This is a genomic window from Trueperella bernardiae (assembly GCF_001469025.1).
Classification (GTDB): Bacteria; Actinomycetota; Actinomycetes; order Actinomycetales; family Actinomycetaceae; genus Trueperella; species Trueperella bernardiae.
The window spans coordinates 40527-56855 of the sequence record NZ_LNIZ01000003.1 but is presented as its reverse complement, the minus strand read 5'-3'; the positions used below and the strand labels follow the sequence as shown (position 1 = coordinate 56855).

The following is a 16329-nucleotide window of genomic DNA, read 5'->3' as shown; positions in this document are numbered from 1 at the left end:
CGGGCGCACGGGCTTCACCTTGCCCAGCGGTATCCACGTGGTACCGCTCAGCGCGCTGGGGCCCCAGCTCAGTTAACGACGTCGGCCGCCGTCCCGCCTGATTGGATCGTGCGCGCCATGCGCGTGAACGCGGCAAAGGTGTGGCGGTAGAACTCGGTGTAGCCAGCCCAGAGGTAGTTGCGGCCCGGCTCTCCGCTCGCCGCCAGGCACTCGGCCACAACGTCAACGCCCCTAGCCACGGATCACCCCCGGCAGCGCCTCGACGAGGGTTCCCAGCGCCACCCCCGCCAGGAGGATGCCGAAGGCCAACGTGAGCGTGGATTCCCGCACGCGCGTGGTTAACCTGGCGCCGACCAGCCCTCCGCACATGCTCGCCGCCGCAAACGCCAGCGCGATGTCCCAGTTCAGCTCCACACCCGTGCCGATTCGGCCCAACAGGCCCATGAGCGAGGCGATGATCATCACCAGCAGTGACGTGCCCGTGGCCTTCTTCGGCGAGAAATGCAGCACCAGCACGAGCGCCGGCACCACCACGAATCCCCCGCCCACGCCAAAGAACCCGGTGAGCACGCCCGTCAGCGTGGCCACCGCCAGCAACACCAGCGGGCTCGCGCCACGGGCCTCCCCGCCAGGCATGCCAGCCGCATCTCTACGCATCTTCCACGCCTTGCGTAGCATCACCACCGCCACAACGCTGAGCATCACCCCGAACGACACCATGAGCACCGTCGGTGCCACGAGCGCCGACGCCCGCGCCCCGGCGAACGAGCCCAGCGCGGACAGCGCGGCGAAGATCAGCCCGTCGCGCCACCGAACGCGGCCCGCCCGCGCATGGGGAATAATCGACACGCACGCCGTCAACGCCACAATCACCAGCGACGCCGCCGTAGCCTGATGCGGCTCCTGCCCCAGGATGTACACGAGGATCGGGACGGACAGGATCCCTCCCCCGGCGCCGAGCATGCCCACCACCACGCCGACCGCCAGGCCAATCACAGCTGCGAGGATCATGCGCGGCCTCCCAAGATCTGCTTCGCCCGGCGGAGCGCGAGCGCCCGCACGATGCGCTCCGCGAGCGACGTCGACTGCATTCCAAACACGGGCGTTCTCCTTCCTTCACGCGCGGCCGCGGCCAGGGCCGGCCTCTCACTCCACAGTCTAGAACCGGCCTCCGACAAGACTCCCCTCAGCCCGGCCGCCAGCTAGCCCGACAGAACTCGTAAGAATACCGGCTGCCAATTTCTATAGCCCCCAGGCCGGGCCCAGATTCACCAGTTAGCTACCGATCCCGATTTGCTGACCTCCCGGATCCGGGCCTCCACCTCGTTGGCGATCTCGGCGGGCGTGCCCGCCACGTCAATCACGGCCCCGAGCTCGCCGGGCTGGAGGGCTTCGAGGGTGGCGTACTGGGAGTCGAGGAGGGAGGCGGGCATGAAGTGGCCGGTGCGGGCGCCAAGGCGGCTGGCAAGAAGGGAGCGGTCGCCGTCAAGATGCATGAAGATGACACGGGCCGCGCCGTTGCGCAACACGTCGCGGTAGCTTTTCTTGAGGGCGGAGCAGGTGACGATCGTGGACCGGCCCTCGTTTTCCTTCTCGGTCATCCAGGCGCGGATGGTTTCGAGCCAGGGCCAGCGGTCGTCGTCGGTGAGGGGAACCCCGGAGTGCATCTTTTCGACGTTCGCCTGCGGGTGGAAGTCGTCGGCCTCGGCGGCGTCCCAGCCCCAGCGGTCTTGGAGGATGCCCGCCACGGTGGTCTTGCCGCAGCCGGCCACGCCCATGATGATCACGTGCAACGAGCCAGCGACGCCGCCGGCCGCTCCGAATGTAGCCGGCACTTTGGTACTCTCCATGTTCCTCACCTTCGACCGTTGGTAGCCGGACAGGCTTAGCGGCCGGCCCGGCCGAGCTCCCTCAGGAAGGTGTCGATTTCGGCGGACGTGGGCGCCGTGTTCGGCCCGCTCCGCCCGGCCTTGAGGGCCGCGGCCGCGTTGGCCCGCTCCACGGCGCTCATCATGTCAAGGCCCCGGTCCAGCGCAGAAAGCAGCACGCCCGCGTGGACGTCGCCGCACCCGTTGGTGTCCACCGGCTCGCAGGGGAAGGTCGGCACCGCGGTGACCTTGCCTCTCCCATCGTTGCGGCTCACCCGCGTGGCCTCGGCCCCGTTGCGTACCACTGCCCAGGCACCTTCCGGCAGGGCGGCGGCCAATTCGCGCGCGACGTCGTCGTGATCAAAGCCGGCACCGAGCACGCCGAAACGCTCGAGGATGACGGCGGCCTCGCGTTCGTTGGCGCTGAGGATGTCGCAGCGCGCGAGGACCGGGGCAAACAGGTCAAAGGGGAGGTCGGCGACGAGGGGCGAGGGGTCGACGAACACCGTGACCGACGGCGGCAGGCCGGGCAGCCAGCGGGCGAGGCCGTCGGCGTTTTTCGCGGTGGCGAGAGAGTAGCCGGAGACGTAGACGAAGTCGCCCGGGCGGACATCGATCGCATCGAGGTGCTCGATCCCGAAGTCTCCCTCCACCCCGATCGAGGTGATGAACGTGCGCTCGGCGGAGTCCTCGACGAGGGCAACGCAGAAGCCGTTGTCGGCGGGGAGGCGCTCGTAGTTGACGCGCACGCCCGCCTCCTCGAGCGCCCGGGCGATGACGGCCGCGTTCATGCCGGTGCCCACCAGCCCGCAGTAGAGCACGTCCATGCCGTCGCGCACGGCCGCAAGCAGGGAGTTCATCGCACCGCCGGCCACGGTGAAGGCCCCGGTGGCCACGATGTCGCCGCCCGGCTCGGGCATCTTCGCGATGCGTAGCACCTGGTCGACGATCACGGAACCCGTGTGAATCAGCGTCATGGCGCGTCCTTTCCGGCCGCCCGCGCGCGGCGCTCGAGGAGGGCGGGGGCAAGGGTGTCGAAGCTGAGCGAGTTGCGCTCGGCGATCTGATTCACGACGTCGGCCGGCCAGGTTTCCATGCCCGAGAGCGCGCCGCGCATGGCGCCGACCATCGCGCCGACCGTGTCCGTGTCGCCACCCGCCGAGGCCGCCAAGCACACGGCCTCCCAATCCGGGATGTCGAGCGCGGTGATCGCGAGCGCCGCGACCACCGACTCGTGCGACTGCATCGAGGTGCCGATCAAGTGGAAGAGGGCAGTGATCGGGTCGGGGGCTCGGCGGAGCTGGTCAATCGCCCAACGGGTGCGAAGGGCGATGTCGGGCGCCGTGAAGTGGGTGCCCTGGGCCGCGGCCTCAGCGGCCGCGGCCAGGCCAAACTCCAGGGCAGCGGCCAGGTCAGCACCGTCCAGCGCCGCCGACACCACCCCCGCCACCGCCGCCGCACCCGCCAGCGCCACCGACGTTCCGTGGGTGGGGCGAGAAGCCGCAACGACGGCGTCGACAAGCTCGCCCATCGGCTCAGACGGCACCACAATCCCCACCGGGGCCACCCGCATCGCCGCGCCGTTGGTGGTGCCAGTGCGGCCGGCGTCGGCGGGCGAAGCGCCCTCGCGGATCGCAAGAAGGGCGCGCTTGGTGGACGGGCCGAGGAGGTCAAGGGAGCCGCGCGCGATCATGTCGTTTTCCCAGGTGAGGAGGGCGTCGGTGAGGGCGCGGGGGTCAACCCGGCCGTCGGCGGCAAGGAGGCGGGCGAGGACGATGGCCTGCTCGGTGTCGTCGGTGATCATGCCCGCGGGCGCGCCCGCCGCGATGACTTGGCGAGGGCCGGCGGGGAGGAGGGAGTGGATGTGGCCGTAGTCGGCGCAGATGATGTCCGGGGGTAGGTCCTGCGTGGGCATACCAAGCGCGTCACCGATGGCCAAGCCCCACAGGCAGCCCTGCGCTCGCGAAAGAAGATTCATGTCCCGTCCTTACCTCGTGGCTACTTCCAGGGTAAGCCACGGGGCGGGGAAGGCGGGCCCGGTTTCGGCCCGTGGCGGGGCGCGCTAATCTACTGGAATAGCAGGGCCGCGGCGTTCTCGCGGTCGATCACCACGACGTTGAACAGGCCCGCACTGACCGCCGCAGCGAGCGGCTCGGCCCGGTCGGCTCCCTCTGTGGCCACAATCCTCTGCGGAATTTGGCGGATTTCCTCCAGGGTTAAGCCGATGATGCGCTGGTCGAAGGCTCCAGCGACCGCGCGCCCGTCGGTATCGAAGAACCGGCCGCTGATATCCGACATGGCCCCACGGCGCGCCAACTCGGCGAGCTCCGCGTCATTAATCTCCGGCGCGAGCGCGGCCCGGTCCCAGGCGGAGCCGCCGAATCGGGTCCCGATGCCCGAGATAAAGACGTGGGCCTCGCGCGCTCGCCTCAGCACCTCGTTCGTCGCGTCGTTGCCAGCCAGCACCGAGGCAACCTCCGCATCGACGCCAACGAGCGGAGCGGCAAGCGCAAAGCTCTGCCCGTTTGTCCGATCCGCGAAGGCCTGCGCCACGTGATCGGGGTTGAGCGACCGATCGGCCCCGGCATACCCTCCCGATCCGGGCACGAAGGACACGCCCCGTGGGAAACTCTCGGCAGCAAAAGCGGGAAGCATCGCCACCGTCTGGGACGCCCCGATCGCCACCGCGGCCCCCTCCGCCAGCGCGGTCGCCAGGAACGACGCCGTCTCCCGGGCCACGTTCTCACGCGCGGCTTGTCCCGGGCCCAGCGCAGGCACGACCCGCGCAGCCTTCAGCCCGAACTTCTGTACAAGGGCCGCCTCGAGGTCCTCGTACGGCCGCGCGTCGCCATGGATGGAAATGGTGACAATGCCCAGCTCGCGGGCGCGCTCGACGTCTTCCCGTTCGAGCCGCTCCCCGCCGATCATCGGATCCTCAACACGCCACGCCTCACTGTCACGCCCCACCTGGGCGGCGCGTCCAAGGAAGCGGCGCGGATCGCCGCGCGGATTGGAGCCGAGGATATCCAGCGTTGGCTGAACGGCCAGACACCGAAAAACGTGGTCAACCCAGACGTCTTAGAGGGCCGCTGAGGTTGAGCGCAACAGCGGCGCGTGCGAGTCACAAGACCCACACGCGCCGCTTTCTTTACGCATATGCAACGCTAATCCCCCAGATGCAACACCAATTTCGCACTTTTTACCGTTGCACATTCCGGATGAGCGTTGCAGATACGAAGCCGGCGGGCCCGGCGGCGGGTGGGGTATTCGCCGGGTGGAGCCCCGGCGCCGGGCGCGCGCCCAACAGGCCCGGCGCTAGGCGCGAATCCCGGCGCCGAGCCCGCCTTCCGGCTACGTCAACCAGCCCAGCGGCACAGTGATGAGTCCGGGGAAGGCCACGAACAGCAGCACCAGCACGCATTGGGAGATGAGGTAGGGCAGCACGGTCTTGGCCACCGCCTCGATGCGCACGTTGCCCACAGCGCTCGCCACGTTCAGCGACGGCCCGACCGGCGGCGTGATCAGCCCCAGCACGTTGGCGAGGGTGAAGATAATGCCGAAGTACACCAGGTCCACGCCGGCCGTCTGCAGGACGGGGATGACGAGCGGGGTGAGGATGAGGATCGTGGGGATCACGTCGAGGATGAACCCGAGCAGGAACACGAAGATCATGAGCACCAGCACGAGCAGCTTCGGCTTGTCGATGAAGGGCTCCATGATCGAAGTGACCACGCCCGGCAGGCCCGAGATCGTCATGAAGTAGCCGGCCACCTGCGCGGTCGCGGCGAGGAACATGACGACGGCGGACATCTTCGCCGAGGACACGAGGGCACGGATGATCACCTTCATGTCGAGTTCGCGGTAGATGACGCCGCCCACGAACAGTGCGTACACGGCGGCGATGACGCCGGCCTCGGTGGCGGTGAAGACGCCGGAGCGCAGGCCCACGAGGATGATGACCGGCAGCAAGATCGCCCAGAAGGCACCGCCGAGGAGCTTGAGGAAGCCGAGCATGCCCGGCCATGGAACGTCCGAACGCACGGCGTCCTTACGGGAGACGAACCACCAGGTGGCCCCCATGAGTAGCACGAGGTAGAACGCCGGGACGATGCCGCCCATGAAGAGCTGGGTGATCGACACGCCCGCCGTCGCACCGTACACGATGAGCGGCACCGAGGGCGGCATGATCGGGGTGATGATGTTGGTGCCAGCCACCAGGCCGGCGGCCTTCTCGCGGTTGTAGCCGGAGTTGACCATCATCGGGATGAGGATCGCACCCAGCGCGGCCGTCGAGGCCACCGCCGAACCGACCAGGGCGCCGAACAGCATGGTCACCAGGATGGTGACATAGCCCAGTCCGCCGCGGATGCGTCCAACCGAGACGTTGGCCAGCGCGATGAGGCGCTGCGTGATACCGCCGCGGTTCATGAGCTCGCCCGTGAGGATAAAGAACGGAAGGGCCATCATCGACAGCGAGTCCGTGCCGCGCAGCAACTGCGTGGCAATGATCTGGGGATCAGTGGCGCTCCCACCGATCATGAGCGCCGACGCCGCACCCGAGAACAGCAGCGCGAACGCGATCGGAACACCGATCATGATGGCGGCGACGAGGAAGCCCGTCATCCCGCCCAGGATCGACATCCCCGATCGTGCACTGAAAAGAATCTTGCTCATCGCCGCTCCTCCTTACCGTGGACGTGGCCCGTGTGCGAGCCGTGGTGCTCCGATCCGGTGCGCTCAAGCTCCTCGATCTCCGCGAGCGCCGCCTGCGCGCCGGCCTCGGCGTCGTCGTAGAGGGCCTCGGCCGAGTCGTCGTTCTGCGCCTGCAGCAGCTCCTCGATCGTGGTGCCGCGGATCATCCGCACGATGTTCGCCACCGCGAGAATGATGATCGCGACGCCGGTCACCGCACCCACGCCGCTGACAATCCAGCGCGGGAACTGGGTGGCCACCCAGCGATCGTTGAGCGACTGCTGAGCGAGCGAGATCGACCCCATCATGAGCAGATACATCACCCAAATGACGATGCCCTGCACAACCACGTACATCGCCTGCGCCGCACGCAACGGCAACCGCTCGAGTAGGAAGTTCACGCCCAGGTGGCGGTTGTCACGGAAGGCGCCGATCGTGCCCAGGTAGACGAGGAAGATGAAGGACAGGCGCGCCACCTCCTCGGACCACGCAAGGCCTGAGTTAAAGATGAAACGCATGATGACGTTCACGAGCATGAACCCCACCATGATGGCAAGGAAAATCGCCATGAGGTATTCGAGCGCCCGGAAGATTCTGTCTAGAGTTTTCGACATGTTAGTGCTCCAGAAAAGTGGTGGGGCGAGCCAGGCCCGCCCCACCGTGAGTCTTACTGAACGTCGCGGATACGCGCGGTCAGATCTTCAGCCCAGTCGTTCTCAGCAAGCAGCTTGTCCACGACCGGCTTTGTGGCCTCGATGAGGCGGGCGCGCTCGGCGTTGTCGACCTGCGTGACGGTCAGGCCCTTCTCCTCGAGGAACGAGCGCTCCTCGTCGACGGCGGAAATGTAGTTGGTCCACGCCTCCTCGGAGGCCTTGGCGGCGGCGTCGCGAACGACCCGCTGGAGCTCCTCGCTCAGACCGTCAAGGAAGTTGGCGGACGTGATCATCTCGAGGGTCGCCACGATGTGGTTCGACTCGTAGACGTACTTCTGCACCTCGTAGAAGCCCTCGGAGATGATGGTGACCATGCCGTTGTCCTGGCCGTCAACCACGCCTGTCTCGAGCGAGGTGAACAGGTCTCCCAGCGGGATGACCTGCGCCGACGCGCCCAGGTTCTCGGCCAGGCCGATGTGGATCTCATTGGAGGGCATGCGGAACTTCTGGCCGCGGAAGTCGTCGATCGAGGTCAGCGGCTTGGCAGAGGAGAAGGTGCGGGCCGAGTTCGGCCCCCATCCGAGGATGTAGGTGGTGGGGAACGCCTCGTGGAAGTCGTCGCTCATCTCCTGGGCGATGTCTCCCGTCCACACGGCCTTTGCGTGCTCGAGGTCACGGTAGAGGAACGGCCAGTCCGAGATGAGCATCTTCGAGTACTCCTGGTTCATCGGGGTGCCGACGAGGACCATCTCGATCGTGCCGTTGCGCACGCCGTCCCACAGGTCGCCCTCGTTGCCGAGCTGGCCGGAGTGGTAGACCTCCGCCTTGAGCTTGCCGTCGGACTCCTCCTCGATCATGGGCACGAAGACCTCGTCGATCGCCTTGGCCATCGGGTGGCTGGCGGCCCAGTTCGAACCGATGCGGAAGGTGACGGTGCCGTCGCTAGAGGTGTTACCGCCGTCGTCCCCGCCGCACGCGGACAGGCTCAGCGCGAGGGTAGCCGCGGCAATCACGGAAATAATCTTCTTCATGGGGTTCTCCTTTGAATATCCATGCGTGTGATGCTGGTTGTGTTTAGGAAATCTTGATCATGACCTTGCTGGAGCCGGTCGTGCGATCGGCTGCAACGTTGAAAGCCTCGACGGCTTCTTCGATGGGGAATTCGTGGCTCATGAGCGGATCGACGTACAGGCCGTCGGCGAGCAGGGCGAGCGCCTGGTCCATCTCATCAACGAAGCGGAAAGAGCCGGCCCACGTGATCTCGCGGGTGACGAGCTGGCCGAGCACCGCCTTGACCTCGTCAGCAGGCAGGTTGCCCACCTGAATGAGGAGGCCGCCGCGGGCAACCGCCTGGAGGACACCGCCGAGTGCACCCGGCGCGCCCGAGCTTTCGAAGACGACCTCGACGTCGCCCGGCAGCTTCTCCGTGCCGACCAGCACCGTGGCGTCCGCACCCAGCTCTCGAGCGCGCTTGAGGGCGGGCTCGGCCATATCGGCGGCGACGACGCGGGCCGCACCGAGCGCCTTCGCACCCGCGACGACGAGCAGCCCGATCGGGCCCGCGCCGTTGACGAGCACGGTCTTGCCCGCCACCCCGTCGGCCAGGTAGTCGCGGGTGCGGTTGATGGCGTGAAGCGCCACCGCGAGCGGTTCGGCCAACGCGGCACGCTTGAGGTCAAGCCCGGCGGGCAGGGGGCGTAGCTGATCAGCGCGCATCACCTTGAACTCGCACATGCCGCCGTCGGTGTGCGGGCGCATCGCGGCCGAGCCAAAGTAGCGCACGGACGGGTACAGGTTGTGGCGCTTCGCGATGTGCTCGGGGAGCACGTCGTCGCCCACCACGGTGGCCGGGTAGGCCGAGGCCTTCACGCCGACCAGCGCAGGGTCGACGTCGTCGCCAACCTCCACCACCGTGCCGGAGATTTCGTGCCCGAGCACGAGCGGATCGTGAAGGATGGCGGTTCCGGACGCACCCTTGAAGGCGTATCCGAGGTCGGAGCCGCAGATGCCGGCGTAGGCCACTTGCATAAGAACCTCGCCCGGGCCGGGCGTGGGGACAGGGACGGTGTCGACTCTCAAGTCGGCAGGGCCGTGCGCAACAACAGCTTTCATTTCGTTCATGTCTCGGCGCCTCCTTGCGCTTAAAATGACGTGCTCCAAGGCTAACATACCGCCTTGCATCCTGGCTAGTATGTAAGCTGATTTATAAGAAATCCAGTTTTGGACCATACTTGATATCAGAATCGACGAGGATTGAGGCGCCATGACATCTAACGCGGGAGCCGTCTCCGCACGCCGCATCACCTACAACACGCTGCGCAACAGGATCATTAGCCTGGAACTGCCCCCGGGCTCACTCCTGTCCGAAAACGAACTCGCGCAGGCACTCGGCTGCTCACGCACTCCCGTCCGCGAAGCGCTCATCCTCCTCGCCGACAACGGGCTGGTCCACGTCGTCCCCCGCAAGGGCACGTTCGTCTCCAGCCTCAGCCTCGACGACATCCGTGACGCCCAATTCCTCCGCGAATCCGTCGAACTTCACGCGCTCGACTCCATCTCCTTCCCTTTGAACGACGACGTCGTGGCGCGGATCCACACGAACCTCGACCACCAGCACGAGTCGATCGAACGCGGCCCGTCCGAGTTCTTCTCCCTCGACGAGGAGTTTCACCAGCTGCTCCTCGAGCTCAGCGGGCACCGACGCCTGTGGCAGCAGGTGGCCGACTACAAGACCCACCTCGACCGCGCCCGCTTCCTCGGGCTGACCACGCGCGACTCCCTCGCCCGCTTCCACCAGGAGCACGTGCAGATCACTGAGTCCCTGCTCGCCGAGGACCTCGCGGCGGCCCACGCCACCCTGTGCGCCCACCTGCGGATCGTGCTCGATGACCTCAAGAACGCCATGACCCGCTACCCCGCGATCTTCAAGCTGACGGAATTGGCGGAGACCGACCTGTAACCAACTGGTGAGAAAATGCAGTTTCATTGATAAAACCTGGCTTTTTGGCCCCAGACTCACGAGTTAGCCACGCCAGAGCCGCTGCCGGTAAGGGTCCGGCGCCGGGCGGCGAGCGGGGTGCAAAGCCCCGCCCTACCGTGCACTTATGGGCATGAACGCGCCAACCATTCCGCTAGTGAGCACAGCATCTTAGAATTGGATTATTGCTAGAACCCGTCAAAGGAGCAGGAATGAAACTGGCATTTGGTTGTGACCCCAACGCTTCGGAGCTGAAGGAAATCCTCATGGCGAAGGCCACTGAGCTTGGTCATGAAGTCGCTGATCTTGGATCCGACGATCCGATCTACGCCAACGTTGCTTTCGACGTCGCCACCGCGGTGGCCGGCGGCGAGTACGACCGCGGCATCCTCGTGTGTGGCACCGGCATTGGCGTGTCGATCGCAGCCAACAAGGTTGAGGGCGCGTACTGCGCCTGCATCCACGACGTCTACCAGGCCGAGCGCGCCGTCCTGTCGAACAACGCCAACCTCATCGCGATGGGTTCGCAGGTGATCGGCACCAAGCTGGCCGAGAAGCTTCTCGAGGAGTACCTCAAGTACACCTACGATCCCAACAGCCGCTCGAAGGACAAGGTCAATCGCATCTGCGAGTTCGAGCGCCAGTAACCACCGCGTCAAGCAAGCCGCCGGGCGGGGCATTGTCCCCCGCCCGGCGGCTTCGCGTTAGCCCACCGGTCCACCCACATCAATCCTCGCGCTGCCCGACCACCCGCGTTTATCGTCACCAAAAGTGTTTTGTGCACACCAAAATCGGCCATTTGAGTGACGAGAAAACACTTTGCGTGCCGTGAAAACGAAAGACGTGAAAGCTGAAAGGGAGGCAGGCACCCCCGCCGAAGGCCCAGCCCACGCGCGGCCCGGCCCCGGCTACTCGGGCACGACCGCGATCTTCACCCCTACCCGGTCGTGGAGCGCCTGGTAGGCGTCGGCCACACGGGAGAGGGGGAAGGTGTGGGTGACGATCTCGTCCACGTTGATCTTGCCCGCCTCGAGCAGTTTGATCGCGCGCTTGACGTCGCGCCGCCGGGCGTTGGACCCGCCGGTGACGGCCAGTTCCTTGTAGTGGATGAGGTTGGGCTCCAGCTCCGAGGTCGAGCCCTTCGGGAATCCGGCGAAGTAGCTGACACGCCCGCCGTCGGCGGCGAGTTCGAGCGCGTCCTGGGCAAGTGCTTCGGCGCCAATGCACACGATGACAACGTCGGCTCCGGCCCCGCCCGTCACCTCGGCCACGCGCGCGGGCAGCTCCTCCGGCCCCACGCCGATCGCGCCGAGCCGGTCCGCCACCTTCCGCCGCTCCTCGCCGCGGTTTGACACGAACACGTAACTTGCCCCAGAGGCGAGGGCGAGTTGGGCGTGGATGAGCCCGATGGGCCCGGCGCCTAGGATGGCCACGGTCTCCCCCGAGTTCACCTTGAATTGGTCGAGCCCGTTGAGGCAACACGAGATCGGTTCAGCGAGGCACAGGGCGCGCGGGTCGAGCTCGGCGTCGGTGAGGAACAGGTTCCCGCGGCGCAGTGCGCGTTCAGGCACGATCATGTATTCTTGCAGGCCGCCGTCGATCCCGTAGCCGAACAGTTCGAGGTTGAGGCAGAGGTGCTCGCGGTCAGCGAGGCAGTTGCGGCAGTACCCGCAGGAGACGACGATCGACACGGTGGCCTGCCGCCCCACTTCGAGGTCGGGCATGATGTCGATCGCGCCCTCCCCGATTGCGGCCACGCGGCCGGCGAGTTCGTGTCCGGGCACGACGCCGGGGCGCACGCCCGCCGTTTTCGCGCCGGTGTAGAGCCGGTAGTCGGTGCCGCACAGGGTGTTGGCTTCGATCTTGAGCAGGACCTCGCCGGGGCCGGGTTCGGGGCGGTCCTTGGTGACGAGTTCGAGGTCGTGGGGTGCGTTGAGGTGGGCGGCGAGCATGTGTCCTCCTTGTGCCGGGGCCGGGGTGTACCGGTGGGGGCGGCGCCCGGCCGCCCCCACCGAGGGTTACTTGATGACGTGCGGGACTACCTTCATCAGAATAGCGAAGGAGGTGGCGCCGGGGTCGGGCGTGCCCACCGACTTGTCTCCGTGCGTGCGAGCGCGGCCCTTCTTTGCGGCGAAGTTCGCGGTGCCGGCGGCGGCTTCTTCGGCGGCGTCGGCGGCGTCGGCCCACGCGTCCACGAGTTCGGCGTCGGTGCCGGCGAGCGCGTCGGCGAACGGTTCGGAGGCGTCCACGATGGTCTTGTCGCCCACCGCGGCCCCGCCCATGGTGACGAAGGATCGCACTCCGTCGACGACAGCGGCCTTGACTCCCGCGTCATCCGTCGCGGCGTCGTCGGACAGGCCCGCTCCGACCTTGGCGAGCGCCCCGCCCCATAGTGCACCGGCGGTTCCGCCCGCGCCCTCGGACCAGGCGGCTCCCGCCCGGGCGAGCAGGGTGCGAGCTCCAGCTCCGGCCTCGACGGCCTCGCGCGCGGCCTTGGCCGCCGCCGTAGCGCCGAGCACCATGCCCTGGCCGTGGTCGCCGTCGCCGGCGACGGAGTCCATGTGCCCCAGTTCATGCTCCACCTCGCGCGCCCGCTCCTCGAACGCGGCGAGCACGCGGGCGATCACCTTGGCCTGCTCGGCCGACTCCGGGGCGCCCGCCTCGATCTCGGCCTGCTCTTCGTCGGCAACGACCCGCCGCTCCGCCGAGCCCGCATCCACACTACCCACCCGGTAGGCGGGGGTGTCGGCGGGGGCAAGCCAGAGTCGCTCGAGTTCGTCGTCGAGGAACATGAGCGACAGGGAGATACCGGCCATGTCGAGCGAGGTGACCTGCTCATCTACCACCGGGCCCACGATGGTCAGCCCGCGATCTTCGAGCATGCGCTTAACAGCCCCGTAGAAGACGAACATTTCCTCGTACTTCGTGGCGCCCAGGCCGTTGACCAGCACGGCCACCCGGCCTTCGTAGCCGGCCTCGCCGCGGGCGGGCTCCTCCTCGAGGAGTTTGTCGATGATCATCGCGGCGATGTCGTCGCAGCTCATCATCTCGTGCTCGGAGATGCCGGGCTCGCCGTGGATGCCCAGGCCCAGGCCGAACGTGCCGGGTGCCACCTCGAACAGCGGCTCGGTGGCGCCGGGGAAGGTGCAGCCGGTGAAGGCCACGCCGAGCGTGCGCGTGCGGGCGTTGGCGCGGACGGCCACCGCTTCGACGTCGTCGATGCTCATCCCCTCGGCGGCCGCGGCGCCGGCGGCCTTGACCACCAGCAGGTCGCCAGCGATCCCGCGCCGATCCAGGTGGTTCTCAGGCGTGTTGGAGGCGATGTCATCAGAAATCGTAAAGATGCGCACATCCTGGCCCTCGGCGCGCAGCTGTTCGGCGGCGTTGCCGAAGTGGAGGACGTCGCCGGCGTAGTTGCCGAACATGATGATGGTGCCACCGCCGTTATCGGCGGCCCGGCACACGGACGTGGCCTGCGAGGCCGACGGCGAGGAGAAGATGTTGCCGCACACAGCACCGTGCGCCATGCCCTGGCCCACCCAGCCGGCGAACGCCGGGTAGTGGCCCGAACCGCCGCCGACGACGATCGACACCTCCCCCTTCGGCGAGGCTCCCGTCCGCACGACTCCGCCGTGAACGGGCTGGACGTAGGTTGAGTATGCTGCGGCGAAGCCTGCCACGGCCTCCGCCGGGAACTTTTCTGGATCGTTGACGAGGAACGTCATTGTTCTGTCCTTTCTAAGGGGTTGTCGGATGTGCTGGGTGCGGATACGGGGGTGGCGTGGGCCGGCCCGGCGCAACGCCCGAGGGCTGGTCCCCCTTGCGCGCCGCCAGTCTCACGCGGGGCAGAGCAACGGCGGGTGCGGCACCCTGCCGCACCCGCCGCCTCTACTCCTGCTCGAACAAGTCCGCGAGCGCGGGGTAGATCTTCTGCTGGAGCTGGGCGATCTTCCCGTAGCGTTCGTGGGCGTCGAGGTCGGGTTCGGTGCGGTCGATGAAGCTGGTCATGGCGTCGGCGGCACTTGCCACGTCGGGGAAGGCGCCGATACCCACCATGCCCATAATGGCCGCGCCCTGGGCGCTGACCTCGTCCACTCCGGAGACCACGATCGGTTTTCCGGTGGCATCAGCGAAGATCTGGCGCCAGAGCGGGTTGCGCGAGCCGCCGCCGGTGGCGCGCAGTTCGCGGATGGTGCGCCCGGTGGAGGCTTCCACCCGGCGGATGTTTTCGCGCAGTTCGAGGGCAATGCCCTCCATGAGGGAGCGGTAGAGGTGGGCGCGGGTGTGGGCCGAGCCGAAGCCGACCATGATCCCACGCGCGAAAGGCTCCCAGTACGGGGACTGCACGGCGTTCCAGTACGGCACGGTGAGCAGGCCCTCCGCGCCGAGCGGGACCTTGGCGGCCGCCGCGTCGAGCTCGGGGTCGATCTTGCCCTCGAGCGTCGGGTCGCCCAGCTCCTTGCGGAACCAGTTGAGCAGCACCGAGCCCGAATTCTGCACGATCTCCAGCACGTACTGGCCCGGGATCCCGGCCAGTAGCGTGCGGTAGGAGGGGTCGAAGGCGAAGTCGGGCGAGTGGATCCCGCACACCACGGACGTGCCGACGTTGACGTAGGCCGTGTCCTGGTCGATCGCGTTGGTGCCAAGCCCGGAGGCCTGCCCGTCGCCAACTCCGGCGATGAGCACCACCTCGCCCAGCCCCCACTCGTCGGCCAGCTCCGGCTTGAGAGCGCCGATGGTTTCGGTGGGCTTGGCGAGCTCGGCCATCTGGTCGCGGCGCACGCCCGCGATCTCGAGTAGCTTGTCTGAGTAGTCCTGTGCCTTGATGCCCATGAGGTTGAGCGTGTCCGCCGACCCCATCGCCGACACCCACCTGCCCACCAACTGCTTGGCGAGGTAGGCGTGCACGTCCACCACCTTCGCAGCCCGCGCGAGCACCTCCGGCTCGTTTTCCTTCAGCCACGCCATCTTGTAGATGGCCGGCGTCGTGTCGGCCGGCTTGCCGGACAGCTCGTGAATCTCGAGCGATCCGTACTTCTTGATCTGCGCGCCCGCGCGCGAATCCAGCCACAGTATCGCGGGCCGTAGCGCTTCGCCTGCCTCGTCCACCAGCGCAAAGGACTCGCGCTGGTGCGTGATGCAGATGCCGCGCACCCGCGCCCGATCCGCCTCCGACAGCGCGCCCAGCGCCTCGGTGATCGCCGCGTGGGTGGAGGTCCACCACTGGCGTGGGTCGTGCTCGTAGCGGTCCATCCCCGGGGTCAGTAGCTCGATCGGCGCGTGCCCGGTGGCAAGCACCGCCCCGCTCGCGTCCACCACCACGGCCTTCGACGCCGACGTCGACGAATCAATCGCAATAACCAGCTCACTCATCGGCCTCGTCCTTCACGACGCCGTCCGCGCCAGCCCCGTCCACAGCGCCAGCCGCGCCATCGGCGTCGTCGGCTTGCCCGTAGACGTTTTGGTAGCGGGCGTAGAGCGAGTCGATGTGCTCCTGGGCGATCGGGCGCGGGGTGCCGAGCCCCTCAGCGATGGCCACGGTCTTGGCCACCTCCTCCACCATGACCGCGGCCTTGACCGCCGCCGTGGCGTCCTTGCCCACCGTGAATGGGCCGTGGTTGCCCATGAGCACCGCCGGCGAGCGCGACTGCGCGAGGGTGGCAACAATGCCGCGGCCGATCGAGTCGTCTCCGATGATCGCGAACGGGCCCACGGGCACGTCCCCGCCGAACTCGTCGGCCATCATCGTGAGCACACACGGGATGGGCCGGTGCACGGCCGCAAACGCGCACGCGTACGGCGAATGCGTGTGGACCACGCCGCCCACCTCGGGCATGTGCCGGTAGACGTAGGCGTGAGCCGCTGTGTCTGACGACGGCGACAGGGCGTCCGCCGTCCCGTCCTCAATCTTGTTGCCGTCCAGCGTGCACACCACCATCTTTTCGGGGGTGAGCTCGTCGTAGCGCACGCCGGATGGTTTGATGACGAACAGGTCCGCCCCGGCCACGCGCTGCGAGACGTTGCCCGCCGTCCAGACCACCAGCCCGTTGGCGGGCAACTCGGCGTGAAGGTCGCACACCTCACGCCGAGCCGCCGCCACGGCCTCCTGCACCTTCGGTGAAAGCTCGGAAAGCTTCAT

The 16329-nt window shown here is 67.4% G+C and carries 16 protein-coding genes; 2 read left to right on the top strand and 14 right to left on the bottom strand.

The features are described 5' to 3' along the window. Positions 1 to 68 precede the first annotated feature (68 nt). From AQZ59_RS09335 to AQZ59_RS03630, 10 genes are all read right to left on the bottom strand, one after another. Complete coding sequence (locus AQZ59_RS09335; RefSeq protein WP_143601975.1) at positions 69 to 239, bottom strand: arylsulfatase-activating aslB domain protein; 171 nt, start codon at positions 237 to 239, stop codon at positions 69 to 71. Then, positions 232 to 1011, bottom strand: coding sequence for a sulfite exporter TauE/SafE family protein (locus AQZ59_RS03670; RefSeq protein ID WP_062613258.1), 780 nt, complete (start codon positions 1009 to 1011; stop codon positions 232 to 234). Before AQZ59_RS03670 ends, AQZ59_RS09335 begins: the two co-directional genes overlap by 8 nt. Positions 1012 to 1268: 257 nt before the next feature. Further along, positions 1269 to 1850 carry a gluconokinase gene (locus AQZ59_RS03665; protein ID WP_201783151.1) on the bottom strand — a complete coding sequence of 194 codons (582 nt, stop codon included), beginning with the start codon at positions 1848 to 1850 and terminating at the stop codon, positions 1269 to 1271. A gap of 35 nt (positions 1851 to 1885) precedes the next feature. Next, a complete protein-coding gene (locus AQZ59_RS03660; protein WP_062613256.1) occupies positions 1886 to 2845 on the bottom strand; it encodes a PfkB family carbohydrate kinase in 960 nt (319 codons plus the stop codon). Continuing rightward, positions 2842 to 3846: an ADP-ribosylglycohydrolase family protein gene (locus AQZ59_RS03655; RefSeq protein ID WP_062613254.1), complete on the bottom strand. Its 1005-nt coding sequence runs from the start codon at positions 3844 to 3846 to the stop codon at positions 2842 to 2844. The genes AQZ59_RS03660 and AQZ59_RS03655 overlap by 4 nt, the downstream gene beginning before the upstream one ends. 89 nt (positions 3847 to 3935) lie before the next feature. After that, a complete protein-coding gene (locus AQZ59_RS03650; RefSeq protein WP_143601973.1) occupies positions 3936 to 4835 on the bottom strand; it encodes a sugar-binding transcriptional regulator in 900 nt (299 codons plus the stop codon). Positions 4836 to 5219: 384 nt separating this feature from the next. Then, positions 5220 to 6542: a TRAP transporter large permease gene (locus AQZ59_RS03645; protein ID WP_201783150.1), complete on the bottom strand. Its 1323-nt coding sequence runs from the start codon at positions 6540 to 6542 to the stop codon at positions 5220 to 5222. After that, on the bottom strand, positions 6539 to 7174 hold the full coding sequence (locus AQZ59_RS03640; protein ID WP_082661127.1) for a TRAP transporter small permease: 636 nt from the start codon (positions 7172 to 7174) through the stop codon (positions 6539 to 6541). Before AQZ59_RS03640 ends, AQZ59_RS03645 begins: the two co-directional genes overlap by 4 nt. Before the next feature lie 53 nt (positions 7175 to 7227). After that, complete coding sequence (locus tag AQZ59_RS03635) at positions 7228 to 8244, bottom strand: TRAP transporter substrate-binding protein (protein WP_062613248.1); 1017 nt, start codon at positions 8242 to 8244, stop codon at positions 7228 to 7230. Positions 8245 to 8287: 43 nt separating this feature from the next. Beyond that, positions 8288 to 9334 carry an L-idonate 5-dehydrogenase gene (locus AQZ59_RS03630; protein ID WP_201783149.1) on the bottom strand — a complete coding sequence of 349 codons (1047 nt, stop codon included), beginning with the start codon at positions 9332 to 9334 and terminating at the stop codon, positions 8288 to 8290. A 142-nt stretch (positions 9335 to 9476) separates the two neighbouring features. On the opposite strand from AQZ59_RS03630, the gene AQZ59_RS03625 reads away from it, so the two are divergent. Together AQZ59_RS03625 and AQZ59_RS03620 are read left to right on the top strand one after the other, a co-directional pair. Continuing rightward, entirely contained in the window at positions 9477 to 10172 is a 696-nt protein-coding gene (locus AQZ59_RS03625; protein WP_062613246.1) for a GntR family transcriptional regulator, read from the top strand. Positions 10173 to 10402: 230 nt separating this feature from the next. After that, positions 10403 to 10837, top strand: coding sequence for an RpiB/LacA/LacB family sugar-phosphate isomerase (locus AQZ59_RS03620; RefSeq protein ID WP_062613245.1), 435 nt, complete (start codon positions 10403 to 10405; stop codon positions 10835 to 10837). Positions 10838 to 11098: 261 nt separating this feature from the next. Here the strand turns inward: AQZ59_RS03620 and AQZ59_RS03615 are convergent, their stop codons facing one another. The 4 genes from AQZ59_RS03615 to AQZ59_RS03600 all read right to left on the bottom strand — a co-directional run bounded on the left by AQZ59_RS03615 (position 11099) and on the right by AQZ59_RS03600 (position 16329). Next, entirely contained in the window at positions 11099 to 12142 is a 1044-nt protein-coding gene (locus AQZ59_RS03615) for an alcohol dehydrogenase catalytic domain-containing protein (RefSeq protein WP_062613243.1), read from the bottom strand. 66 nt (positions 12143 to 12208) lie between these two features. Continuing rightward, positions 12209 to 13915, bottom strand: coding sequence for a dihydroxyacetone kinase family protein (locus AQZ59_RS03610; RefSeq protein WP_062613241.1), 1707 nt, complete (start codon positions 13913 to 13915; stop codon positions 12209 to 12211). A gap of 163 nt (positions 13916 to 14078) precedes the next feature. Beyond that, on the bottom strand, positions 14079 to 15563 hold the full coding sequence (locus AQZ59_RS03605; RefSeq protein WP_062613240.1) for a xylulokinase: 1485 nt from the start codon (positions 15561 to 15563) through the stop codon (positions 14079 to 14081). Then, a complete protein-coding gene (locus AQZ59_RS03600; protein ID WP_082661126.1) occupies positions 15556 to 16329 on the bottom strand; it encodes an L-ribulose-5-phosphate 4-epimerase in 774 nt (257 codons plus the stop codon). Before AQZ59_RS03600 ends, AQZ59_RS03605 begins: the two co-directional genes overlap by 8 nt.